Source organism: Romboutsia sp. (genome assembly GCF_056995035.1).
Map to the genome: position 1 here is coordinate 1 of NZ_JBXKIW010000009.1, position 21,012 is coordinate 21,012.

General features: G+C 30.2%; 19 protein-coding genes and 2 tRNA genes. 4 read left to right on the forward strand and 17 right to left on the reverse strand.

All coding sequences use genetic code 11. From position 1 onward, the window contains the following. Positions 1 to 105: 105 nt before the first annotated feature. Both AC11VW_RS00985 and AC11VW_RS00990 read right to left on the reverse strand, forming a co-directional pair. Positions 106 to 181, reverse strand: a tRNA-Met gene (locus tag AC11VW_RS00985). A 54-nt stretch (positions 182 to 235) separates the two neighbouring features. After that, a tRNA-Met gene (locus tag AC11VW_RS00990) sits at positions 236 to 311 on the reverse strand. A gap of 146 nt (positions 312 to 457) precedes the next feature. On the opposite strand from AC11VW_RS00990, the gene AC11VW_RS00995 reads away from it, so the two are divergent. Next, positions 458 to 805, forward strand: a complete 348-nt coding sequence (locus tag AC11VW_RS00995; RefSeq protein ID WP_484299526.1) for a hypothetical protein — start codon at positions 458 to 460, stop codon at positions 803 to 805. A gap of 68 nt (positions 806 to 873) precedes the next feature. Here AC11VW_RS00995 and AC11VW_RS01000 read toward each other — a convergent pair whose 3' ends face one another. The 4 genes from AC11VW_RS01000 to AC11VW_RS01015 all read right to left on the reverse strand — a co-directional run bounded on the left by AC11VW_RS01000 (position 874) and on the right by AC11VW_RS01015 (position 5,696). Then, the gene (locus AC11VW_RS01000) at positions 874 to 2,106 is read right to left on the reverse strand and encodes a NupC/NupG family nucleoside CNT transporter (RefSeq protein ID WP_484299527.1); all 1,233 of its coding nucleotides are present in this window, start codon (positions 2,104 to 2,106) and stop codon (positions 874 to 876) included. Between the two features lie 460 nt (positions 2,107 to 2,566). Further along, on the reverse strand, positions 2,567 to 3,730 hold the full coding sequence (locus AC11VW_RS01005) for a SpoIIE family protein phosphatase (protein ID WP_484299528.1): 1,164 nt from the start codon (positions 3,728 to 3,730) through the stop codon (positions 2,567 to 2,569). Between the two features lies 1 nt (position 3,731). Further along, complete coding sequence (locus tag AC11VW_RS01010) at positions 3,732 to 5,438, reverse strand: [Fe-Fe] hydrogenase large subunit C-terminal domain-containing protein (protein WP_484299529.1); 1,707 nt, start codon at positions 5,436 to 5,438, stop codon at positions 3,732 to 3,734. Positions 5,439 to 5,450: 12 nt separating this feature from the next. After that, positions 5,451 to 5,696, reverse strand: a complete 246-nt coding sequence (locus tag AC11VW_RS01015) for a (2Fe-2S) ferredoxin domain-containing protein (protein ID WP_484299530.1) — start codon at positions 5,694 to 5,696, stop codon at positions 5,451 to 5,453. Between the two features lie 153 nt (positions 5,697 to 5,849). Here AC11VW_RS01015 and AC11VW_RS01020 point away from each other — a divergent pair, with 153 nt between their 5' ends. Together AC11VW_RS01020 and AC11VW_RS01025 are read left to right on the forward strand one after the other, a co-directional pair. After that, positions 5,850 to 6,056 (forward strand): hypothetical protein, encoded by a 207-nt coding sequence (locus AC11VW_RS01020; protein WP_484299531.1) that lies wholly within the window; start codon positions 5,850 to 5,852, stop codon positions 6,054 to 6,056. A gap of 24 nt (positions 6,057 to 6,080) precedes the next feature. Beyond that, positions 6,081 to 6,260, forward strand: coding sequence for a hypothetical protein (locus tag AC11VW_RS01025; protein ID WP_484299532.1), 180 nt, complete (start codon positions 6,081 to 6,083; stop codon positions 6,258 to 6,260). 115 nt (positions 6,261 to 6,375) lie between these two features. Here the strand turns inward: AC11VW_RS01025 and AC11VW_RS01030 are convergent, their stop codons facing one another. The 10 genes from AC11VW_RS01030 to AC11VW_RS01075 form a co-directional block, all read right to left on the reverse strand. Then, on the reverse strand, positions 6,376 to 7,038 hold the full coding sequence (locus AC11VW_RS01030; RefSeq protein ID WP_484299533.1) for a B3/B4 domain-containing protein: 663 nt from the start codon (positions 7,036 to 7,038) through the stop codon (positions 6,376 to 6,378). Between the two features lie 335 nt (positions 7,039 to 7,373). Then, positions 7,374 to 8,144 carry a hypothetical protein gene (locus AC11VW_RS01035; RefSeq protein ID WP_484299534.1) on the reverse strand — a complete coding sequence of 257 codons (771 nt, stop codon included), beginning with the start codon at positions 8,142 to 8,144 and terminating at the stop codon, positions 7,374 to 7,376. Next, positions 8,137 to 8,619, reverse strand: coding sequence for an RNA polymerase sigma factor (locus tag AC11VW_RS01040; protein WP_484299535.1), 483 nt, complete (start codon positions 8,617 to 8,619; stop codon positions 8,137 to 8,139). Before AC11VW_RS01040 ends, AC11VW_RS01035 begins: the two co-directional genes overlap by 8 nt. Positions 8,620 to 9,047: 428 nt before the next feature. Continuing rightward, on the reverse strand, positions 9,048 to 9,260 hold the full coding sequence (locus AC11VW_RS01045) for a hypothetical protein (RefSeq protein ID WP_484299536.1): 213 nt from the start codon (positions 9,258 to 9,260) through the stop codon (positions 9,048 to 9,050). Positions 9,261 to 9,633: 373 nt separating this feature from the next. After that, complete coding sequence (locus AC11VW_RS01050) at positions 9,634 to 10,860, reverse strand: aspartate aminotransferase family protein (RefSeq protein WP_484299537.1); 1,227 nt, start codon at positions 10,858 to 10,860, stop codon at positions 9,634 to 9,636. A gap of 150 nt (positions 10,861 to 11,010) precedes the next feature. Further along, positions 11,011 to 12,375, reverse strand: a complete 1,365-nt coding sequence (locus AC11VW_RS01055; protein WP_484299538.1) for an APC family permease — start codon at positions 12,373 to 12,375, stop codon at positions 11,011 to 11,013. A 222-nt stretch (positions 12,376 to 12,597) separates the two neighbouring features. Next, positions 12,598 to 13,983, reverse strand: a complete 1,386-nt coding sequence (locus tag AC11VW_RS01060) for a sodium:solute symporter family protein (RefSeq protein ID WP_484299539.1) — start codon at positions 13,981 to 13,983, stop codon at positions 12,598 to 12,600. Positions 13,984 to 14,012: 29 nt separating this feature from the next. Next, on the reverse strand, positions 14,013 to 15,095 hold the full coding sequence (gene buk / locus AC11VW_RS01065) for a butyrate kinase (protein WP_484299540.1): 1,083 nt from the start codon (positions 15,093 to 15,095) through the stop codon (positions 14,013 to 14,015). A 4-nt stretch (positions 15,096 to 15,099) separates the two neighbouring features. Continuing rightward, positions 15,100 to 16,014 carry a phosphate butyryltransferase gene (locus AC11VW_RS01070; RefSeq protein ID WP_484299541.1) on the reverse strand — a complete coding sequence of 305 codons (915 nt, stop codon included), beginning with the start codon at positions 16,012 to 16,014 and terminating at the stop codon, positions 15,100 to 15,102. A gap of 27 nt (positions 16,015 to 16,041) precedes the next feature. After that, entirely contained in the window at positions 16,042 to 17,406 is a 1,365-nt protein-coding gene (locus tag AC11VW_RS01075) for an aldehyde dehydrogenase family protein (RefSeq protein WP_484299542.1), read from the reverse strand. Positions 17,407 to 17,729: 323 nt separating this feature from the next. On the opposite strand from AC11VW_RS01075, the gene AC11VW_RS01080 reads away from it, so the two are divergent. Then, a complete protein-coding gene (locus AC11VW_RS01080) occupies positions 17,730 to 17,939 on the forward strand; it encodes a hypothetical protein (RefSeq protein WP_484299543.1) in 210 nt (69 codons plus the stop codon). A gap of 135 nt (positions 17,940 to 18,074) precedes the next feature. Here the strand turns inward: AC11VW_RS01080 and AC11VW_RS01085 are convergent, their stop codons facing one another. After that, a complete protein-coding gene (locus tag AC11VW_RS01085) occupies positions 18,075 to 20,699 on the reverse strand; it encodes a cation-translocating P-type ATPase (protein ID WP_484299544.1) in 2,625 nt (874 codons plus the stop codon). Between the last annotated feature and the right edge of the window lie 313 nt (positions 20,700 to 21,012).

Sequence of the window (21,012 nt, forward strand, 5' to 3'; positions counted from 1 at the left end):
CTACGACCTTTGGGTTATGAGCCCAACGAGCTGCCAACTGCTCCACCCCGCGTCATTGTTTATTTAACTTTATTTTCTAAGCAGTATAATTATAATATACTTTTTTGGTTGCGGGAGTAGGACTCGAACCTACGACCTTTGGGTTATGAGCCCAACGAGCTGCCAACTGCTCCACCCCGCGTCATTGTTTATTTAACTTTATTTTCTAAGCAGTATAATTATAATATACTTTTTTTGGTTGCGGGAGTAGGACTCGAACCTACGACCTTTGGGTTATGAGCCCAACGAGCTGCCAACTGCTCCACCCCGCGTCATTATTTTGTTTCGCTTTGTTGCCTAAATACTATAATAACACATATATATAACTATAGCAATACATAATATAATTTATGATATAATATTCTTTATAACACTAATGGATCATAAATATTTATGCAGTTGAAAGGAGGTTGATTATATGTATAAAGCAAGTACAAGAGCTGATTTAGAAATTGCTCTTAAAAATAAAGAAAGTAAAATAATTGTTAGTGATAAAAAAATAGTTAAAACTTTACAACCTATACATAATGTAGTTATAGGAACTTCCAATAGAAATAGGTGTAAATATACACTTGAAAAATCTTATGATGGTTCTGCATTTTTAGGTTCATTTGGTTTTTCTCCTTTAGTTTCTGAGATTGGAAAGGTTTCTTTTTTTAGTGCTATGGGTATAATTTCTAGTGTTGGATTGCACCAAATTCTTATTATATTTTCTGATTATAATATTAAGTTTAAAAATAATGAAATTTTATTAAATAGAATATAAAATTATGTAAAAAAACTCCCTCTTTGAAATTTATATCAAAAGGGAGTTTTTTATAATCTATTTTTTAGCTATATAGCAATTATTAATCCTACTATTAAAGCACTTAATAAACTTACACAGAATCCACCTATCATTCCTCTGAATGCTAGTCTTGCTAATACATCTCTTTTTTCTGGACAGAATACTGATATACCTGATATACATATACCCATACTAGCTATGTTAGCAAATCCTGACAGAGATATTGACATCATTAGTCCTGTTCTATAATCTAACGTATTTAATATTTTACCTAATTGACCAAAAGCAACAAACTCATTTAATATTAATTTACTTCCAAGTAATTGACCTGCAGTAAATATATCTTCTTTTGCTAGACCCATTAAGAATCCTATAGGTGCAAATACATATGATAAAATTTGTTCTAAAGATATCCCAACTACTCCTAATATACCATTAACTAAAGCAACTAAAGATATTATAGCAATAAGTGATGCACCTATACCTAAAGCCATTTGAAGACCATCATTAGCTCCTTGAGATATTGCAGATATAAGGTTTGCATTATCACCTTTATTGTCTATACTTACTTCTTCTGTTACAGCACATTCAGCAGATGCTAAAGAAGCATTTTCTGCATTTACTGTTTCTGGAAGTATCAGCTTTGATACTATTATACTTCCAAGTGGAACTAATGCTCCAGCTATTAAAAGATACTCCATAGGTATACCCATTCCTGCATATCCCATAAGTACAGTTGCAGACATACTACCCATTCCTGATATTAAAACTAACATTATTTCACTTTCAGTCATACCTTTTAAGTACTTAGATACAAGTATAGGAGATTCTGTTTGACCTAAAAACACGTTTGCAACAGCAACAAAACTTTCTACATTACTAGTTCCAAGTGTTTTTCCTATTACTCCACCTATTACTTTAACTACAGCTCCTAAAACACCAAGATAATATAATGCCGCTACTAATGATGATATAAATATTATATTTCCTAGAATTTGTATACCAAATATAAATCCTGTTGGAGCTCCTGGATTTTCTAATGAACCAAATATAAAGGTTAATCCTTGTGCACCGTAACTTAATATGTTAGTTACTACATCCGACACTTTTTGTAAAGCCACTCTACCTAATGGAAACTTTACTAATAAAAATGCTACTACTATCTGTATTAAAAATGCTTTTAATATCATTTTTTTATTAACATCTTTTTTGTTAGATGATAATAGGTATAATGTTCCTAATAAAATAACTATGCCTAATGCATTTATCAATATTGTCATATTCTCTTCCTCTATTTCTGTAATATTATAGATTAGTTGCATTTAACTTTCATTGATATAGAATTATTATTTAACTATAGTCTTTGTTAAACTTAACTTTAGTTTTAAGTTTTTAATTAATTCATACTAGTTTTAAGTATTTGTAATTTTAAAAACCTTTATGTATTAAATCCTCAAACATTTTTTTGTAAATATATATTTATACATACACTTCTTGCCTTTGCCTAAATAAAGCTTTAGCTGAAGTTCTTGCCCCAAATGTATTAACCATTATATGTATTTACAAAACAAACTAGTTTTAATAATTCTACATATTTTGACTTTTATAATAAAAAAGCAAATTTAAATGCCGGATTATATTATACACTTTATACCTTTATAATAACAAGTATTTTTTAGTTTCTTTCTAACTTATATATGTTGCCATGAATATTATCTACTTATGTTTTTAATCTATAATTTAATAATATTCAACTTCAACTATTTTACCTAGATCTATTAGTGCTGCTTTAAGAGAATTTAAAACATATAGTTTTATACTTAATTCACCTGGGAAATCGGGATTTTGATGAGCTGGATTAATGGTCCTTCCTATAATCATCTTTATATGAGTGCAATCTTCAAACAACATTCTAGCAAGTTGTGATGCTCCATCTTGTGCATAAATGAAACTTAAATCATTTGAAGTTTTTATAGATGCTAATTTTTCTGCCGCCTTTCTTATAGTTAATACTCCTTCTGTAACAAGGTCTATTCCTTCTATATATCCGATTGGTGGTATTTCTTTATCAATTATATTGAAGCTTGTTTTTATTTCTTTTTTAAGGTGCCTTGCTACAATATTTCCCGCTGTCCCTCCACATACTATTTTCTTGCCTGAGGTTTTTAGTATTTTTTCTACTATTTCTTTATCTTTTTTCTTATCTATTGGAGGACCTGAAAATATTACTGCCTTTTGTTGCCTAATAGCTTTGACAGTTGCAACCGTTGCATCATCTCCTGGTTTTTCCATGTATAGTAAATCACATGCACCTAATAGATTATTGGTTATTGACTTTGCTGATATGTTACTTTTTATAGTTCTTTCTAAGTGTTCTGCCACGTCTTTCCATCCCCAGCCCAAGTTTAATACCTGACCAACACCTGCATGTATGACTCCATCACTTACAAATACTAATACATCATTTTCTCTTAATTCAAATTTACTTTCTTTTATTGTTCTATTATTTATTTGTGATGTACTCCACTTTAATGAATTTATTTTGTTTCTTCTTAAGAAAAATACACTTGGGTTTTCAAACTCTGCTATATATACCATTCCATTTGCCTCTACCTTAACTATTGTAAAAGTAGAATAAGCCAATTTTCTAACAGAACATACAGGAAGGGTATGAATAATAGTATCTATGACTTCTTCTATCGGAAGTCCTTCCTTTAACATAGTGATTGCTATTTGAGCTGTTAGTGTAGCTAAAATATTAGCTTTTACACCACTTCCTAAGCCATCAGATAGTACTGCTATAAACTTTTCATTATCATTATAAAATGCTACCTTATCACCACATAATTCCTCATTGTATCTATTTAAGCTCCCACTTGCAAAATCTATAAAAAATCTCATCATTTTATTTTCCTTCTTCCTCTTGAATAAGATTTTTTAGTTTTGTTAAAGTCGCCTTTGTTTCTCCTGTTGTTTCTCCTAAGAGGCTTGCTATTTCTTGAGCTACTACCATTTGCTTGTTTATAACTTGTTGTGCCATGTTTATCGCATCATACTTTACTTGTTGGTTTTTCTTTTGTATATTCTCATATTCAGTGATATCATGTGCAAAGAATAAAACTACTTGATTTAATTCAACCCATATTACACTTTGTATTATTGTAGATTCATACTCAGGTAGAAATATTTTTTGTTTAATTATATTTTCCTTAGTTCCTTTTACCTTTTTAAATACGTCTTCATCTAAATATTTACTTATTGAAATACCATTACTGATATTTTCATTTATTCCAAAGAAGTTTTTAGCTCTATTATTTAATTGAGTTATATTAAATTCTTTATTAACAATTATAATCATCTCTGGAACAGTATCAAATATAACATTAGTTAAGGTTTCTGCTTTCTCTCTTATAAAAGGCAAACACATCTCTATCTCTGCCATACCATTATATACTGCAATTGCCTTTTCTCTACATGTGTGATATCCACAACTAGCACAATTTATTTCATCTTCTTTTATATGTCTACCCATATCATTTAGGATTTTTCTCAGTTCTTTTTCTGTCGGTTGTTTAAGAGGTACGTTAAGAGGCTTAAAACTTTTATCAACTGGAATTTCTAGATATTTACTATGACTTGAATTTTCTTTCTCACCACATATTAATGGAATTTTAGAATATTTTATAAATTTTCCTTTGCGTTCGTATGCAGTCAAATCACTCTTTGGCATACCTAAACCTTGTAAACAACCATGTCTGCAACAACTCATTTCTATTAAGGTATTTTTAAATCTTCCCTTTTTTATACTTTCTATAACTTTTATACAGTCTTTTATACCATCTACTTCTATAATCTTTCTTCTGGGATTTCTACTTTTTATAATCTCTAATGGTTCTCCAGTAATATTTAATAAACTCTGAGTACTACATACTTCATTATCAAAAGAGGTTTCTTCTAATTCATCTAATTTAATCTTTTCATCTTGTAACCATTCTACTAGTTCTACAAAAGTAAGTACCACGTCTAATGATTTTTCATAATAACCTTCTACTTTTTTAGATAAACAAGGTCCTATATGAATGACTTTAGTATCTTGACCGTACTTTTCTTTTAGAATCCTAGAATGACTGGTAGCTGAAGATACTACAGGAACTAAGTTTTTAATAAGCTGAGGGTGGTGTTTTTGAATAAGGCTTGTGACAGATTGACAAAAACTTGTTATATAAGGAGTATCACTTGGATCATTAGCATATATGTTGTATATCTCAGTGATAGGTTCGATACCCGATGTAGTCTCCTCTACATACTTAAAACCTAATTTCTTAAGAGCTGTTACTAATTTATTACTGTTTTTTCCAAAGGCTGCAACATAACTAGGGGCAATAGATGCTACTATAGTTTTATTATCTTCTATATATTCTTTTACTACATGTATATAAGATTTAACCTTTGAATATTGTGGGCATACATTAATACACTTTCCGCAAACAATACATCTTTCTTTCATAATATGCGCTTCCTTGTCTTTAACCTTTATAGCATGAACAGGACACATTCTTGCACATGCATAACAATCCTTACAGTTTCCATCTGAAAAGCCCATAAACCACATTAAAATCCCCCCTTAAATATATGGAATTATTTCATTTTCAAATACATATCTAGCATTATCTCTACTAACTGATAGTATTTTTTCATCCCAACGCTTAACGCAAACTCCTTCTGTACATTGTTCTAGGCAAAATGATGCGAATAATTCTATCTTGTCTTGTAAATCGTATTCTTTTATAAAAACTTTAAATGCTTCAACTACATCATATGAACCTTTAATATAACAAGAGCTTCCTATGCATATTTTTATTGGTTTCATTTTTTATCCTCCACATGGATATTTTTATTTTCGTATATTTAATTATATTTTTTTAGACTATAATAATATGTTAAATCTTGGTTATTTGCATATATAATTTATTTTTACAAATACTAGCTTATATACTTACTTTATTAATAAAGGAGAATGTAGATGAGCAAGAAAAAGATGACTACAAGTGAAGATGATTTCCTATATCTCGATAAATTTGATGACCAACATCAAGAAATACTAGATCAGATAGAAATTAATGAAAGTTCTGATAGTGAAACTACTGATTTATTAAATTTTAGAGTTGTTAATACTAATAATTCATATCCTCAAAGAAATACATCAAAAGTTAATACAGATATGAAATAAATATTTTAATTAGAGGTGATATACATGAATAAACAAAAGAAATGTGAAAATAACAACCAATGGGCTGGATCAAATATTTCTTTGACTAGTAAAACTGGTGTAAAGCAAAAAGATGAAACTAATAACCAATGGACATCTACTAGTAAAAAGTCTCCTGAGAATTTTGCTGAGAATTGCCATCCTGAAAAACATCATAAAAAATAGATTTAAATATAAAAAAATGGCACGTATGAAGTTACTCTCATACATGCCATTTTTTTTTATTCTTTACTTTAAAATCAATATTGATTTATTATTAATAAAATGCATTTCTTTATTCTTAATAAATAATTTTAGTGTCTATAATTGTAGCATCAGCATAATTTTCTAGTAATTCTATTGCATAATCCATATATGTATTTAATTCTTCATCTCCGTTAAAAGATATTATATTCATAAGAATATGATTTGTTTCACTGTTTATCATAGCTCTGTTAGAATCTGATGTAGTACTACCAAACTTACCTACTTCATCTTCAAAAACAGGTAGATTTTCTAAATTTATTAATCCCCTACCAATTCCTTCATATTTTTCGCCTTCTTCTCCTACTGTTAAAGATATTTTTTCCCCAATCTTGCTTAAATCATATGTCCCCACTGAATAAAAACTTTCTAGTGATATTAAGTTATTTATATCTACTACATTATTTACCTTGTATAATTCCATTCCTTTTACTACTCTTTTTACTAAGGATTCTGATGAAAGTCTGTATCTACTTGGGTCTTTGCCTAAGCTTTTGTATGCTATTCTTGAAGTTTCTATGTTCTTTATTTTTGATATTTCATTTTGATTGATATTTGCTTGTATTTCATTACATTTATTTTTTATAATTTCCCATAGTTTGTCCTCATGTTCTTTTACAATTACATTTGCTTCTATAGTTCCTATAACTGTATTAGGAGATTTATCTTTTATTTTATCTGCTATTTTAATGTTCATCATCTTAATGCTCCTTTTTATAATATATTATATAATTATATATTATCACTGTTGACACTTTTAAGTAACATTATAACATAAAGTATTTAAAGCTTCCTTCCTATAAATACTTTATGTTATAATTATAAATCCTTTTAAAACTTCACTTTTGTTTAATATAAAAAAGTAGCCATAATCACCGTAAAAGTCACTATGGCTACTGCCTTGTACAAAAGATCTTGCTACCCTCGAAAGGGTATAAAATATTTTAATAAGCTATCTGCTCATAATGAGAAGTGGAGCAGCTTTATATTAACTTTGTTCTATTGCAAACTTTGAGTATATATGTGATAATCTTTCTATTTGGCACTTATAACCTGATGTGCCATTTCAACTAATTCATCTTGTGATAAATCAGAATCCCTTGCCAAGAAAGAATAGTAGATTCCATCTTCTGTCCAATTCAAATATTTAAATTGAGCGACTTCTTCCTTTTTAGGTCCACAACTAAATACATATTTACCTGATGCTTCATCTTGCTTATCTTGTTCTGTCATTTCATAATCTTCTGGTACGAACTTGTAAGCATCTGAATTAAAATATAAATCTATACCGTTATAGGTATCAATAACAACCTCTTGTTCTGATTTTTCACCTAACATTCCATTTTCCATCTCAAGGTTTACTTTATCGTCCCCTTTTGCATAAACAAAATCAAGGTCTTTTGATTTTCCTAAAGAATTGCCTTGCTCATCCAACGCTTTAGTATTTACAGTATATCCATTTGTAAAGATATATCCGTTGTCAAATTTCTCAACTAATTTAGGATTAAATCCAAAATCATCATCTACTTGTTTTTCTGTAGGTATCGTAGTATAAGTTGGTATGTTACTCGAACCTGAAACTAAAGAGGATATTTTTCCTGCTGCAAATGCAGTTGTCCCTAATACAAAAATGGCTGCTAGTGTAACCGTAATTCTTTTCTTAAATGATACTTTGTTATATATTTTTCTATTTTCCATTTCATCATGCTCCTTTTTATCTGGTAAGTGGTTTAATGTGGAATTTACCCTATTTTTAAAACTTCTTGGTATATCTGGAAAGGCATTATTCCAATTATAATTATTCATAAGTTACCTCCATATGATTTAACTTTATTTTTAATAATTTTCGTCCTTTTGATAATCTGCTTTTTACAGTTCCAGCAGGTATTTTTAAAATCTGTTTAATTTCTTCTACAGAATATCCCTCTACATAATAAAGAACAATTGTAATGCGAATGCGTGGCGGTAATTTCTGAATAGCCAAATATAATTCGCTATAGTCTTTTTTATCATCAGCCTTGGCAAACTCAAAGCATTCTTCATAAGATACCTTCCAACATTCTCTACGTTTCAAACGATAACATTCATTTATCAGTATCCTAATCAACCATGTTTTTAAATATTGTTCTTCTTTTAGTGTTCCTAATTTGTCATAGGCTTTTAAAATTGCCCCCTGAACTGCATCCTCACAGTCTTGATCATTAATCAAAATTGATTTAGATACATGATATAAAGTTCGTTCAGCTTCAAGAACTTTATCTATAAATGTATTTTTATTCAATTAACTTCCTACCTTTCCTTGCAAATTGTAGCGCTACTTCTTTGCTTTTACACTAATTAGATGCATCTAGCTGCTAAATGGTTCATTTAATTTTCACTTAAATTTAACTTTCGCTATCGATTTTTTGTTATTTGTCACTTTTTATTTTTTAAATATATTGATATAACTTCAATTCACAGGTTAGCCACAATTTTTTAAATATTATACTATCAATATCCTCATAATTTTAAAAATAAGAGCATAAGCTCCTATCTTATTAGGCTTTTCTTTGAAATATAAGTAAAAAGGTATCTATAATTTAGTGAACAATTTTAATATGATTCTGAATGATTTTAGCTATAATTCTGCTCCTTTTGACATGTTCTCGAAAACAAATGTTTTATTGGACATAAAAAAAGAAGTCTACATAGTACTCCTTTTTTAAAAACTTATATTTTATTATTATTTATTTTATTTTCTAATTCTTTTATCTTACATTCTAATTCTATGATTCTATTTTCATATTTATTTTTACCTTTAAGTTTTTTTATAAAACTATATATTCCATATACAATAAATATTAAAATTCCTAAAATAAGAATTGTATTAAATAACTGGAATATAAGTTCATACGAAATACCTATCAATGGTTTTATATCCATTTTATTACTCCCCCCTATAACTTGTACTATTAAAATATAACAACTATAACACTATTTATATTATACCATTTTTAAGTATTCCTAAAAAATACATTTAAAAACCAAATACATATATCATAAATTTTATCACTTTTTTATTTTTCATATACATTGGAATTACTTTAACTCACAAGTCTTTCAAAGATTTTCCATCATTATAATCTCCTTGTACTTTTAAAATGGCATATTAATTTTCGATAATTATATTTAATATTTTAATTATAACCATTTTTTGGAATGATGTATGCTTTATTTTATAAACCCTTTGTTGAAACAAAAGAAAGTGTAGATAAATTTGTTTTTACACAAATCTATCTACACTCTATATTAATATCTATTTATCTAAATTAGCTAAAGCAACTTCAACTGATTCTTTTAATATATCAAAAGCTTTATCACAATCTTTTTTTGTTAAAATTAGTGGTGGAACCATTCTTATTATACTAGTTCCAATTAATGTAACTAGAAGGTATCTATCTATACAGTTGTGTTTTATATCTAAACCAATAGGTAAATCAAACTCAACACCTACTAATAATCCTTTCCCTCTAACTTCTTTAACATGAGGTAGCTCTTTTAATCTATCCATAAAATAAGCTCCCTTTTCTGCCGCATTATCTGCTAAGTTTCTATCAAGTAATTCATTAATTTGAGCATAAGCCGCTGCACAACATACTGGGTTTCCACCATAAGTACTTCCATGTGATCCCATAGAGAATGCTTTAGCAACTTCCTCACTTGCACATACTGCTGATATTGGCATTCCTCCACCCATTGCTTTTGCCATTGATACTATATCAGGTTTAACACCATAATTCATATATGCCATTACTTTACCTGTTCTACACCAACCTGTTTGTATCTCATCAAATAGTAATAATAATCCTTTTTCTTCACATAGAGCTTTTATACCATCAACAAATTCTTGAGTTGCAGGTCTAACTCCACCTTCTCCTTGAACTAGCTCAATCATTATTGCTATTGTGTCATCAGTTACTTGTTCTCTAAATGATTCTACATCATTAAAATCAGCATAACTAAATCCTGGTACCATTGGCTTAAATCCTACTTGACATGCATTATCTGGTTGACCTGTTGCAGACATTGCTCCATAAGTTCTACCATGGAAACTATTTTTAGCTGTTATAATATGATATTTATTAGGTCCATATTTATCTGTTCCATATTTTCTTGCCATTTTTATCATAGCTTCATTTGCTTCTGCACCTGAATTTTGATAGAATATTTTATCCATCCCTATTGATTCACATATTAGTTGTGCAAGTAATGTTTGAGGTAGCGTATACGGATAGTTGAAAGTGTGTATTATATCTTTAACTTGATCACGAATAGCATCTACTACCTTTTTATTACAACTACCAGCACTATTTACTGCTACTCCACCATAAAAGTCTAAGTATGCATTTCCTTTTTCATCATATAAATACATGTCTTTAGCAGTTTGTGCTACAAAATCAAATCTTTCATAAGTTTCAATCATATATTTTTTTGTTAAATCCTTAAGCTCTTCTTTACTTAAATTATAATTTCTTAATTTCATTCTAATTTCCCCCTAATAAAAAATTGACTTCATTTATATCTCAAGTGCTCTGGTATTCTAGGCACTAAATACCAGATATTACTTGAGTAATTTCCTTGAATTCAAAATATGTTAAATACTATTATGTCGTATTTAAATCTTCATATTTTTTTATTTTTCATTAGTTTCTAAATTAGAGTACTTCTTCTTTGCTGAAAAGAAAAATACTATTCCTACTGCTACCCACACTCCTACGATTACCCATTCAGCAAAAATCATACCAGGGATATATAATAGAAGCATAAATATAGATAAAGTTATAGCCATATATCCTACAAACTTGTAATTCTTTATCTTATAAGGTCTTTCCAGACTAGGCTCTTTCTTTCTTAAAACCATAAATGATATAGCTACCATTGCATATGCAATAACAATTGCAAAGCTACCTGCATTAACTAGCCAACCCATCATACTTTTTCCAAAGAAAGGTGCTATAATAGAACAGCTACCAATTAAAAGAATTGCATTTGATGGAGTATTATATTTTGGATGTATTTTTCCAAGAAATGCTGGAAGCATTTTAGCTTGAGATAATGCATACATTGCACGGCTTCCTCCCATAAGGAATGCATTCCAACTTGAAACAATACCTGCTAGACCCGCAATAATTAAAACTTTAGCTGCTATTTCACTATTCCCAAATCCTATCTTCATTGCATCTGCTGTTACAAGTACAGATGAGGACATTTGGTCTTCAGTCATTAAAAGAGATACTGCAAAGATAATTAATACATAAAATGCAACTGCCATAACTATAGATAATATTAGTATTTTACCAATATTCTTAAATGGCATATTTATTTCTGCTGCTGTTTGAGGAATTACATCAAAACCTATATACATAAATGGTGTTGCAATAGCAACAGCTAACATACCATTCCATCCATCTTTAAATAGAGGCTCTGCGTTAGAAACATCACCACTTATTGGAGCACTAATCATTAATCCAATTCCAGCTACTGCTATAATTACTGTTAGAATTTTTTGTAGAAAAGCTGCGTCTTTTGTTCCACGGTAATTTATCATTGTAATAAGAATAGAACTAATAACACCTACTCCAACCCAGCTAGCATATACATCAAATCCTGCTATTGTATACATATGTCCTTGTAAAAATTTAGGGAATAAATACTCTACTACATTAGGAAGTGCACATGCTTCAAAAGCAACAACACCTACATATCCTAATATAAGTGACCAGGTACATACAAAGGATGCATTTTTGCCAAGTGCTCTCTGACTAAATACTTGTGCACCACCAGACTGGGGCAGTGCAGATGTAAGTTCTGCATAAACTAAACCTACAAAGACTATCATAATCCCACCAAGTCCAAAGGCAGCCATTGCTCCTAGGGAACCTGCTTTTTGAATCCACATACCTGCTAAAATTACCCAACCCCATCCTATCATTGCTCCAAATGCCAGGGCTAGCACGTCTTTTTTACCTAATACTCTGTCAAATTTCTTCTCTTCCATAAAGTAACCTCCCTTTTTAAATAAAATAACTTTTTTTTTAATAGACTGTTCTTTTGTTTATAGTCAATCTCAATAAGTTATTTAAGGTGTCGTTGAAGTTATCATTTGTACCACTTAATTTTTGGTACATTAAGTTGTCATATAAAAAATTATGGAGATAAAATAATTTTTGACATATTCATTATTTTATATGGGTTATGAATAATCCTAAATTAAATTATATTATACTTTTTGATTCTCTTTTTTATTTACAAAATACCCTACTAGCATTATTAAAATTGAAATTCCAACACCTAAGAATAATGGATCTATAAATGATGGTAAAATAAACTTTCCAATCAATACGAAAACTGGACCTGCTATAATAGCACCTAAAGCAAATTTTTTGTTAACACGCCCTGGGAAAAATAATGCCGCGCACATTGGTGCAAATGCTACAGCTCCACGAAGACCCATAGACATAAAACTCCATCCAAGTATTAAAGATCCCATATTTCCAGTTGTAAATAGTGCTGCTGATACAAGTATCAATGCTATAATAACACGTGATGCAGTAAGTGAAGTCTTATCACTTGCGTCTTTATTAAAATATACTTTGTATATATCATTGCATATCATAGAACTTAGACCAAGCGCTACACCTGCTCCTGTACCTACTAATGCAACTAGTAATGTTGCTAAAATCATTCCCGCAACAAGAGGTGGAACATTTTGTATAACAAATGTAGGAAGTGCAGAAGCTGCAGACATATCTGGAGAAGTTATTTTCATATACATTCCGACAAATATTCCAGCAGTACCTACTATTGGAATTAAGATTGCACTAATTAGTGCACCAGCTTTTGATATTTTAAGATTTTTTGCAGAAATAATAGCTTGAATATATGCTTGTGTTGTAATTACACCAAGTATGAGAGAAATACCTGCACCCATATCTACAAACGTACCCCTTGCAAAAAGGTTAAAGTACTGTGCATCTGGTAATGCAGCTTTAAAGCTAGAAATTCCTCCTCCAAGATTAACTGCCATAAATCCACAAATGATTACTGTACCATAAAGTAAAATAGTTTTTACTATACCTACTAGTCCAGCTCCCCAAACACCACCAAATACTACATAAGCAAGCATTAATAAAATAATACATATAGTAGCGGTTATAGGTCCTAAATAACTTACTGAAGTAACTAATGCTATTCCTGCTAATACCTGTGCAACGATACTTAAAAAACTTCCTATAGACATTAAAACCGTTGCAACTGTACTTGATGTTTGATCATATTCTCTTGAAAAAACTTGTGGTAGAGTACTTATTCCACTATTATAAAGAGGTTTTGCAAATCCAAGAGCTAATATAAGGCATCCTATACCTCCCCCTAATGTAAACCACCAAGCTGAAAATCCATAGGTAAAAGCAAGCTGAGCTGTTCCTATAGTTGAAGAACCACCAACTAAAGTTCCTATTATAGAACCTGCTACAATTCCTACTCCAGCCTTTCTTCCACCTGTTGCAAAATCCCCAGCTGAGTTTACACGTTTACCTGAATAAATACCAACACAAGTAATTAAAGCGAGTACCAATAAGGCCCCAATATAATGTAAAGATGTCATTTTAAATTCATCCCTTTCATAACTTTAAGTTATATATTTGGATATTGCTGCAATGCTTCTTTATTTTCTAAGACACGTAGCACTCCACAAGCTAAAGCGTCCATTTCTGCTTCTCCTGGGAATACTTTAACTGGTGCTATAAATTCTACCCTGTCTTTAATCCAATCCATAAGCATACTGTCATATGCAAGGCCACCAGTTAATAAAATCGCATCAACTCTACCTTTTAGTACAGCTGAAGATGCACCTATTTCTTTTGAAATTTGGTATGCCATAGCTTCATATATAAGCTTTGCATATTCATCTCCTTCTTTAATACGTTTACCAACTTCACGGGCATCATTTGTTCCAAGATATCCTACTAAACCACCTCCTCCAACTAATTGCTTTCTAAGTTCTTGTTTTGTATATTTACCTGAAAAACACAGATCCATAACCGTTCCAAAAGGTATTCCTCCACATCTTTCTGGAGAAAGAGGTCCATCACCATCTAGTGCATTATTTACATCTATCATTCTTCCTTTTTTGTGAGTTCCTACAGATATACCCCCACCTAAGTGAGCAATTATGAAATTGAAATCTTTATATTCTCCACCCATATCTTTAGCCGCAGCTCTTGCTACTGCCCTTTGATTTAGAGGATGGTCTTTAGACTTTCTTGGTATTAGCGGTGTTCCTGATATTCTAGCTAGTGGCTCAAATTCATCTACCACAACAGGGTCAACAACATATGCATTTAGCCCTAATTCGTTAGCAATTGAATAAGCAAGGCCTCCACCTAAATTAGATGCATGTTGCCCCATAACCCCTATTTTTAAGTCTTTCAGCATTTCTTCATTTACTTTATATGTTCCACCTACAACAGGTTTCATATTTCCACCACGAGCTATTATTGCTGAGAATTTAGATAAGTTTACATTTTTATCGGCGAGAGTTTTCATGATAAGTTCTTTACGGAAGTCAAATTGATCATATATTTCTTTATATGAATTTATTTTTTCTGTAGAATGGCGTATTGTTTCAGTAATTATTTCTTTATCATTTTCAAATATTGATATTTTAGTTGAAGTTGAACCAGGATTTATTATTAAAAAAGTATATATTTTTTCCATATATCTACTCCTTTCCAAGTTGTTGAACAACTAATGCCCCAAGTGCAATAGAATTCAACTTTGATATATCTGAACTTGCCCTAGATGTTAATATAATTGGCGTTTTAGCTCCCATAATAACACCAGCTTTTTCAGCTCTTGCAAAGTATTCCATGGATTTATTTAAAATATTACCGGCTTCTATATCTGGCGCTATTAATATATCTGCATTTCCTGCAACAGGATGATTAATCCCTTTATGTTTTGCAGCTTCAGCGCATACTGCGTTATCTATTGCTAATGGTCCTTTTACTAAACATCCCTTTATAAAACCTTCTTCATTCATTTTTGTAAGTTTATCGGCATCTAATGTAGCAGGCATTTTAGGATTTACTTTTTCAACTGCACAAAGTACAGCAACCTTTGGTTCTTCATTTCCTAAAGCATGAGCAATTCTTACACTACTATTTATTATATCTACTTTATTTTCTAATGTAGGTGCAATCGTCATAGCCGAATCACTTAAAATAAACAATCTATCATATCCTGCTACTTCTAGCACTCCTACATGATTTATTAAGTTACCAGCTCTCAAACCAGTTTCATGATTTAATACTGCTTTTAATATATCAGATGTTTCAACAAAACCTTTCATTGGAAGTGATGCTTTTTTATCTCGTACTAATTTTATAGCTTGTGTACAAGCTTCTGTTTTATCTTTGATATCTATAACTTCAAAATTATTTATATCCATGCCAATTCCAGAGGCTATTTCTTCAATCTTTTCTTTATCTCCTACTAAAATCGCATTGGCAATTCCCATCTTATATGCATTATTAACTGCAGATAATACGTCCTTGTCTTGTGCTACTGCCACAGATATGGTTTGAAGCTCACCTGCTTTAACTATTTCTATTAATTCTTTGAATGTTTTTACCATTTTTTTATCTCCCTTAATTATGAAATTTTAATTCCAAATTTCATCATCTGTCGGAACACGTTTACCTGGAATTTCATATGCAATTCTACTTATATTAATTAAATGATTAAACCATAGATTTTCACTTATACTATTATTTCCCCAAGAACCACATCCAAGTGTTGCTGTAGGATTAAGACCATTTACAAAAGATCCTCCAAGTCCACTTGAACCTATTTGATTAACTGCAAAACGAGAAACAGGAAGTATCTGTGCTGCATATTCTATATTTTCCTTTGTATATGAATGTATAGTCACACTATGACCTTTACCTTCATATTCTAAGTTAGCATTTGCAATATTAACAGCTTGCTCCCATGTATCATATCTATAAGCTGATAATACTGGACACATTTTTTCCTTTGAAAAATAATCATCTGTTCCATATTTTTCAACTTTAACTACTAATAGTTTTGTATCTTCTTGAATATCTATTCCTGCCATTTTAGCTATATCAAAAGGAGTTGCACCAACACAAGCTACATTCATTTTTCCTTCTGGGAATAAAGCTTTTCTTAAAGCATCTACTTCTTCTTGTTCTTTAACATAATAAGCACCATTTGCTACTAATCCTAAGATAAGTTCATCATATTTTTCAGATGGACATATTGCATTTTGTTCACAAGTACATAATATACCGTTGTCATATATTCTACCTTTTATTACTTTAGGTACTACCTCATCTATATTAGCATCTTTATCTATTAAACATTGTACATTTCCTGCACCAACACCAAAGGCAGGTTTTCCACTACTATAAGCAACCTTAACCATTCCAGGACCACCCGTTGATATACATGCATCTGATAATTGCATTACTAAATTAGATATTTCTACACTTGGTTCATCAACTATTTGAATTAAATCCTTTGGTGATCCTACTGCCTCTAAAGCTTCTCTCATTAATTCTACAGTTTTTACTCCAGTATTTTTTGCTCTTGGATGTGGACATATAACTAATGCATTTCCACCTTTTAGAGCTATCATAGCATTTTGCATTGGTGTCATGGTAGGGTTAGTAGTTGGAGTTACAGCACCTACAACACCTATTGGCTTTCCTACTTCAACAAGACCTTCTTCTTCTATGTATCGAAGAATTCCTCTACTTTTAACACCTTTAAGCTTATTCCAAGCTGCTTTTGACTTACCTTTATTTTTAACTATTTTATCTTCATAAACACCCATTCTAGTTTCATCTACTGCCATACGTGCTAACATTTCTCCATTATCATATACTGCTTTACCTATAGCACGAACTGCTTCATCTACTTTTTCTTGAGAGTATTTTTCAAATTCCTGTTGTGCTCTACGTGCCTTTTGTATTAAATCTAGTACATATTCTCTTGCTTCCATTTTACATTCCCCCTAATTTCATATGATTTTATTTTTACATATTTTTTAATATATCAGGTTGTATTTAGATTGTAGTATATGGGACAAATTTAAGTCAAAGTAATTTTCAGAAAATTTTCAGAATACTTTGTTATTTTTTAGATTTATAGAAAAGCATTAAATTCTTATATTTGTCCTCTTCTCTCCTTCGATATAAATATAGTTACAATAGCATTACAACCTATAGGTTGTAATGTTTCTAATAAAATATTATTATTCTATTAAAAGGTATTATAAAAACCCTAATTGAGATAAAATATTATATACATAGGAAGGTGATATAAGTGAGAATCGACAGCGTAAAAATAACTTTTAATAATGGCTTTGAAAAAATAGTTGAAAGGAATACAGTGAAAAACTTTAATTCTTTAATAGAATGGTTAGAGATGTTTAATAATGGAGAAATTGTAAATTTATTAACAATGTCTGGTAAAGAGCTAGGTACCTCTTTTTCCATAGATAAAAATAATATTAAATCTATAGAAATCCTATAAATCTAAATTAAATAATCTATTATTTATTAAAACAAAATAAAAGGAAGATTTTTTTAAATGCATTACGCTAAATAAAGCTACTACATTAACCTAGTTCAATTAGGTTGATGTAGTAGCTTTTATATTTAATTCAAATTAATTTTTCTTTATGAATTTACTAGCTTCCATAAATAAACTTGCAATTATTGCTAATCCAAAACAAGTTACAAAGCTTGTTAATCCATAACTTGCCGGTATTGCAAATATATCTCTCATAAATGGTAATAATGTTATACTAAACATACCTAAACATATAACAACTGCTCCTAAAGCATATTTATTACTTGTAAATCCAAGTTTAAATATTGTTTCAGTATTAGATCTTGAAGCAAATGTTTGTATTATTCTAGATAATGTAAGTGTAGTAAATGCCATTGCTGTTCCTAGTTCCTGCGAATGTTTAAGTCCTATATATTGAGCTATTATAGTAACAACTCCTATTATACTACCTCTAACTAATACTGCTCTTAAAGTTCCTCCAGATAATATACCTTCATTTGGGTTTCTCGGAGGATTATTCATAATAGCTTTTTCTGGTTTTTCAAGTCCTAATGCTATTGCTGGTAATGAATCTGTTACTAAATTTATAAATAATAATTGTAATGTTGTAAATGGATTAGCCCAATTCGCAAATACTGCAAATAGTATTGCTATTATTCCACCCAAGTTTCCTGCGAATAAATAAGTTATAGATTTTTTAATATTATCATAAACTGTTCTACCTACTTCAACTGCTTTAACTATTGTTGCAAAGTTGTCATCAAGTAATACCATAGCTGATGCATCTTTAGCAACCTCAGTTCCACTTCCCATACCTATTCCTATATCAGCTTGCTTTAAAGCTGGTGCATCATTTACACCATCGCCTGTCATAGCACATACTTTACCTTTTCTTTGCCATGCTTTTACTATTCTTATTTTATTTTCTGGTGAAACTCTTGCATAAACTGATATTTTTTCTAAATCTTTGTCTAGTTTTTCATCGCTTAAAGCATCTAACTCTTGACCTGTAAGTGCTAAATCTCCATCAACCATTATTCCTATATCTTTTGCTATAGCTTTTGCTGTTGTTTTATGGTCACCTGTTATCATTACAGTTTTTATACCTGATTTTTTAGCATCTTTAACTGCATCATATACCTCATCTCTTGGAGGGTCTATCATTGCCATAAGACCAACAAGTGTTAAATCTGTTTCATCTTCTATAGATGGAACAAAGTTTTCATCATCTATGTTCTTAGTTGCAAATGCTAAAACTCTTAATGCTTTATTTGAAAATTCTTCATTAGATTTTTTATATTCATTTATTATTTCTTGCGTAATAGGCACTAATTCTCCGTCATCTAATACATATTTACATCTATTAAATACTACATCTGGAGCACCTTTTATAAACATTGTAACTTCATCATCTATTTTGTTTATAGTTGACATAAGTTTTCTATCACTATCAAATGGTAATTCACTTAATCTATTATATTTTTCTCTAATTTGTTTATAATTTAAGTTATTTTTCTCTGCATAATTTATAAGAGCCACTTCTGTTGGATCTCCTATTTCTATCCCTTCACTAGTTATATCTGAATCATTACAAAGTACAGATGCTAATGTAAGTGTTTCCTCTTGAATAAAATTATTTTTAGTTGCCGCTATTTCATATCCGCCTACATTATCTGCTAAACTAAGTTCTTTAACTCCGTACATATAAAAATCTACAACTGTCATTTTATTTTGAGTTAATGTACCTGTTTTATCTGTACATATTACACTTGTAGAACCTAATGTTTCAACTGCTGGTAACTTTCTTATTATAGATTGTTTTTTAGCCATTGTATTTGTTCCAACTGCTAATACTATTGTAACTATCGAAGACAATGCTTCTGGTATAGCTGCAACTGCTATAGCTATTGCAAACATAAATGAATCAGCTACATTTCCACCTCTAAGAACTTGAACTCCAAATATTATAGCTGATAATATTACTATACCTATACCTAATTTTTTACTAAAATCATCTAATTTTTGTTGAAGTGGTGTTTGTTTATTCTCTGCGTTATCTAGTAAGTTAGCTATTTTACCAACTTCTGTATTCATACCACATCCTGTAACTACATATGTTGCTCTACCGTAAACTACCATAGAACCACTAAATACCATATTTTTTTGGTCTCCTAATGCACACTCGTCATTTATTGCATCTTCATGTTTTAATACAGGCTCTGATTCTCCTGTTAACATTCCTTCTACAACTTTAAGAGTTTGAGCTTCTATTATTCTACCATCTGAAGGCACATAATCTCCTGCTTCAAGAATTACAATATCTCCTGGTACTAACTCTTTTGATGGTATAGTTACCTTAGCATTATTTCTTATTACCTTTGCATTTGGAACCGATAGCTGCTTTAAACTAGCAAGTGAACCTTCTGCTTTCTTTGTTTGAACTACTCCAAGTATAGAATTTAGTATTAACACTGCAAATATTATCGCAGACTCTACTACTTCTCCTAAAAATACTTGAACTAATGCTGCTATTAAAAGAATTATAACTAATGGATCTTTAAAGCTATCAACAAATAACTTCCATGTTGGCGTTTTTTCTTTTTCTTTTAATTCATTATATCCGTATTTTTCTAACCTTTCATTTGCTTCTTTGTTAGATATCCCAGCTAAATTACTATCTAGCTCCTTTATTACTTCTTTGATACTTTTTTTGTAAAACATAATATCCCTCCAGTTTAAATTTAAAATTTATTTCACTTACAATACACTTTACTCATAAAGTTAATACATTTTTTTAGAATTTCTGTTGTTAATATCTCCGATGCAATAGTCTAAAATTCTCTGTATTTTACTAATGAGTTGTTTTTCAAAAATAAAAAAGACCTCCAAAGCAAACTGTGACACAGCCTACTTTGAAGGTCTTGCTAACAAGTTAATATACCCGCTAATCAACCGGGATATGTAATCCGTAATGACGATTGATTATCACTTTCGTGAAAGCTACTCCCCTTCAAGGGAATCTTATTTAATTTAT

What these genes read in the sequence shown, in the direction of transcription:
- AC11VW_RS00995 (WP_484299526.1), top strand. Translation starts at nt 458, where the DNA reads ATGTATAAAGCAAGTACAAGAGCTGATTTAGAAATTGCTCTTAAAAAT.
- AC11VW_RS01000 (WP_484299527.1), bottom strand. Translation starts at nt 2,106, where the DNA reads ATGACAATATTGATAAATGCATTAGGCATAGTTATTTTATTAGGAACA.
- AC11VW_RS01005 (WP_484299528.1), bottom strand. Translation starts at nt 3,730, where the DNA reads ATGATGAGATTTTTTATAGATTTTGCAAGTGGGAGCTTAAATAGATAC.
- AC11VW_RS01010 (WP_484299529.1), bottom strand. Translation starts at nt 5,438, where the DNA reads ATGTGGTTTATGGGCTTTTCAGATGGAAACTGTAAGGATTGTTATGCA.
- AC11VW_RS01015 (WP_484299530.1), bottom strand. Translation starts at nt 5,696, where the DNA reads ATGAAACCAATAAAAATATGCATAGGAAGCTCTTGTTATATTAAAGGT.
- AC11VW_RS01020 (WP_484299531.1), top strand. Translation starts at nt 5,850, where the DNA reads ATGAGCAAGAAAAAGATGACTACAAGTGAAGATGATTTCCTATATCTC.
- AC11VW_RS01025 (WP_484299532.1), top strand. Translation starts at nt 6,081, where the DNA reads ATGAATAAACAAAAGAAATGTGAAAATAACAACCAATGGGCTGGATCA.
- AC11VW_RS01030 (WP_484299533.1), bottom strand. Translation starts at nt 7,038, where the DNA reads ATGATGAACATTAAAATAGCAGATAAAATAAAAGATAAATCTCCTAAT.
- AC11VW_RS01035 (WP_484299534.1), bottom strand. Translation starts at nt 8,144, where the DNA reads ATGAATAATTATAATTGGAATAATGCCTTTCCAGATATACCAAGAAGT.
- AC11VW_RS01045 (WP_484299536.1), bottom strand. Translation starts at nt 9,260, where the DNA reads ATGGATATAAAACCATTGATAGGTATTTCGTATGAACTTATATTCCAG.
- AC11VW_RS01050 (WP_484299537.1), bottom strand. Translation starts at nt 10,860, where the DNA reads ATGAAATTAAGAAATTATAATTTAAGTAAAGAAGAGCTTAAGGATTTA.
- AC11VW_RS01055 (WP_484299538.1), bottom strand. Translation starts at nt 12,375, where the DNA reads ATGGAAGAGAAGAAATTTGACAGAGTATTAGGTAAAAAAGACGTGCTA.
- AC11VW_RS01060 (WP_484299539.1), bottom strand. Translation starts at nt 13,983, where the DNA reads ATGACATCTTTACATTATATTGGGGCCTTATTGGTACTCGCTTTAATT.
- buk (WP_484299540.1), bottom strand. Translation starts at nt 15,095, where the DNA reads ATGGAAAAAATATATACTTTTTTAATAATAAATCCTGGTTCAACTTCA.
- AC11VW_RS01070 (WP_484299541.1), bottom strand. Translation starts at nt 16,014, where the DNA reads ATGGTAAAAACATTCAAAGAATTAATAGAAATAGTTAAAGCAGGTGAG.
- AC11VW_RS01075 (WP_484299542.1), bottom strand. Translation starts at nt 17,406, where the DNA reads ATGGAAGCAAGAGAATATGTACTAGATTTAATACAAAAGGCACGTAGA.
- AC11VW_RS01085 (WP_484299544.1), bottom strand. Translation starts at nt 20,699, where the DNA reads ATGTTTTACAAAAAAAGTATCAAAGAAGTAATAAAGGAGCTAGATAGT.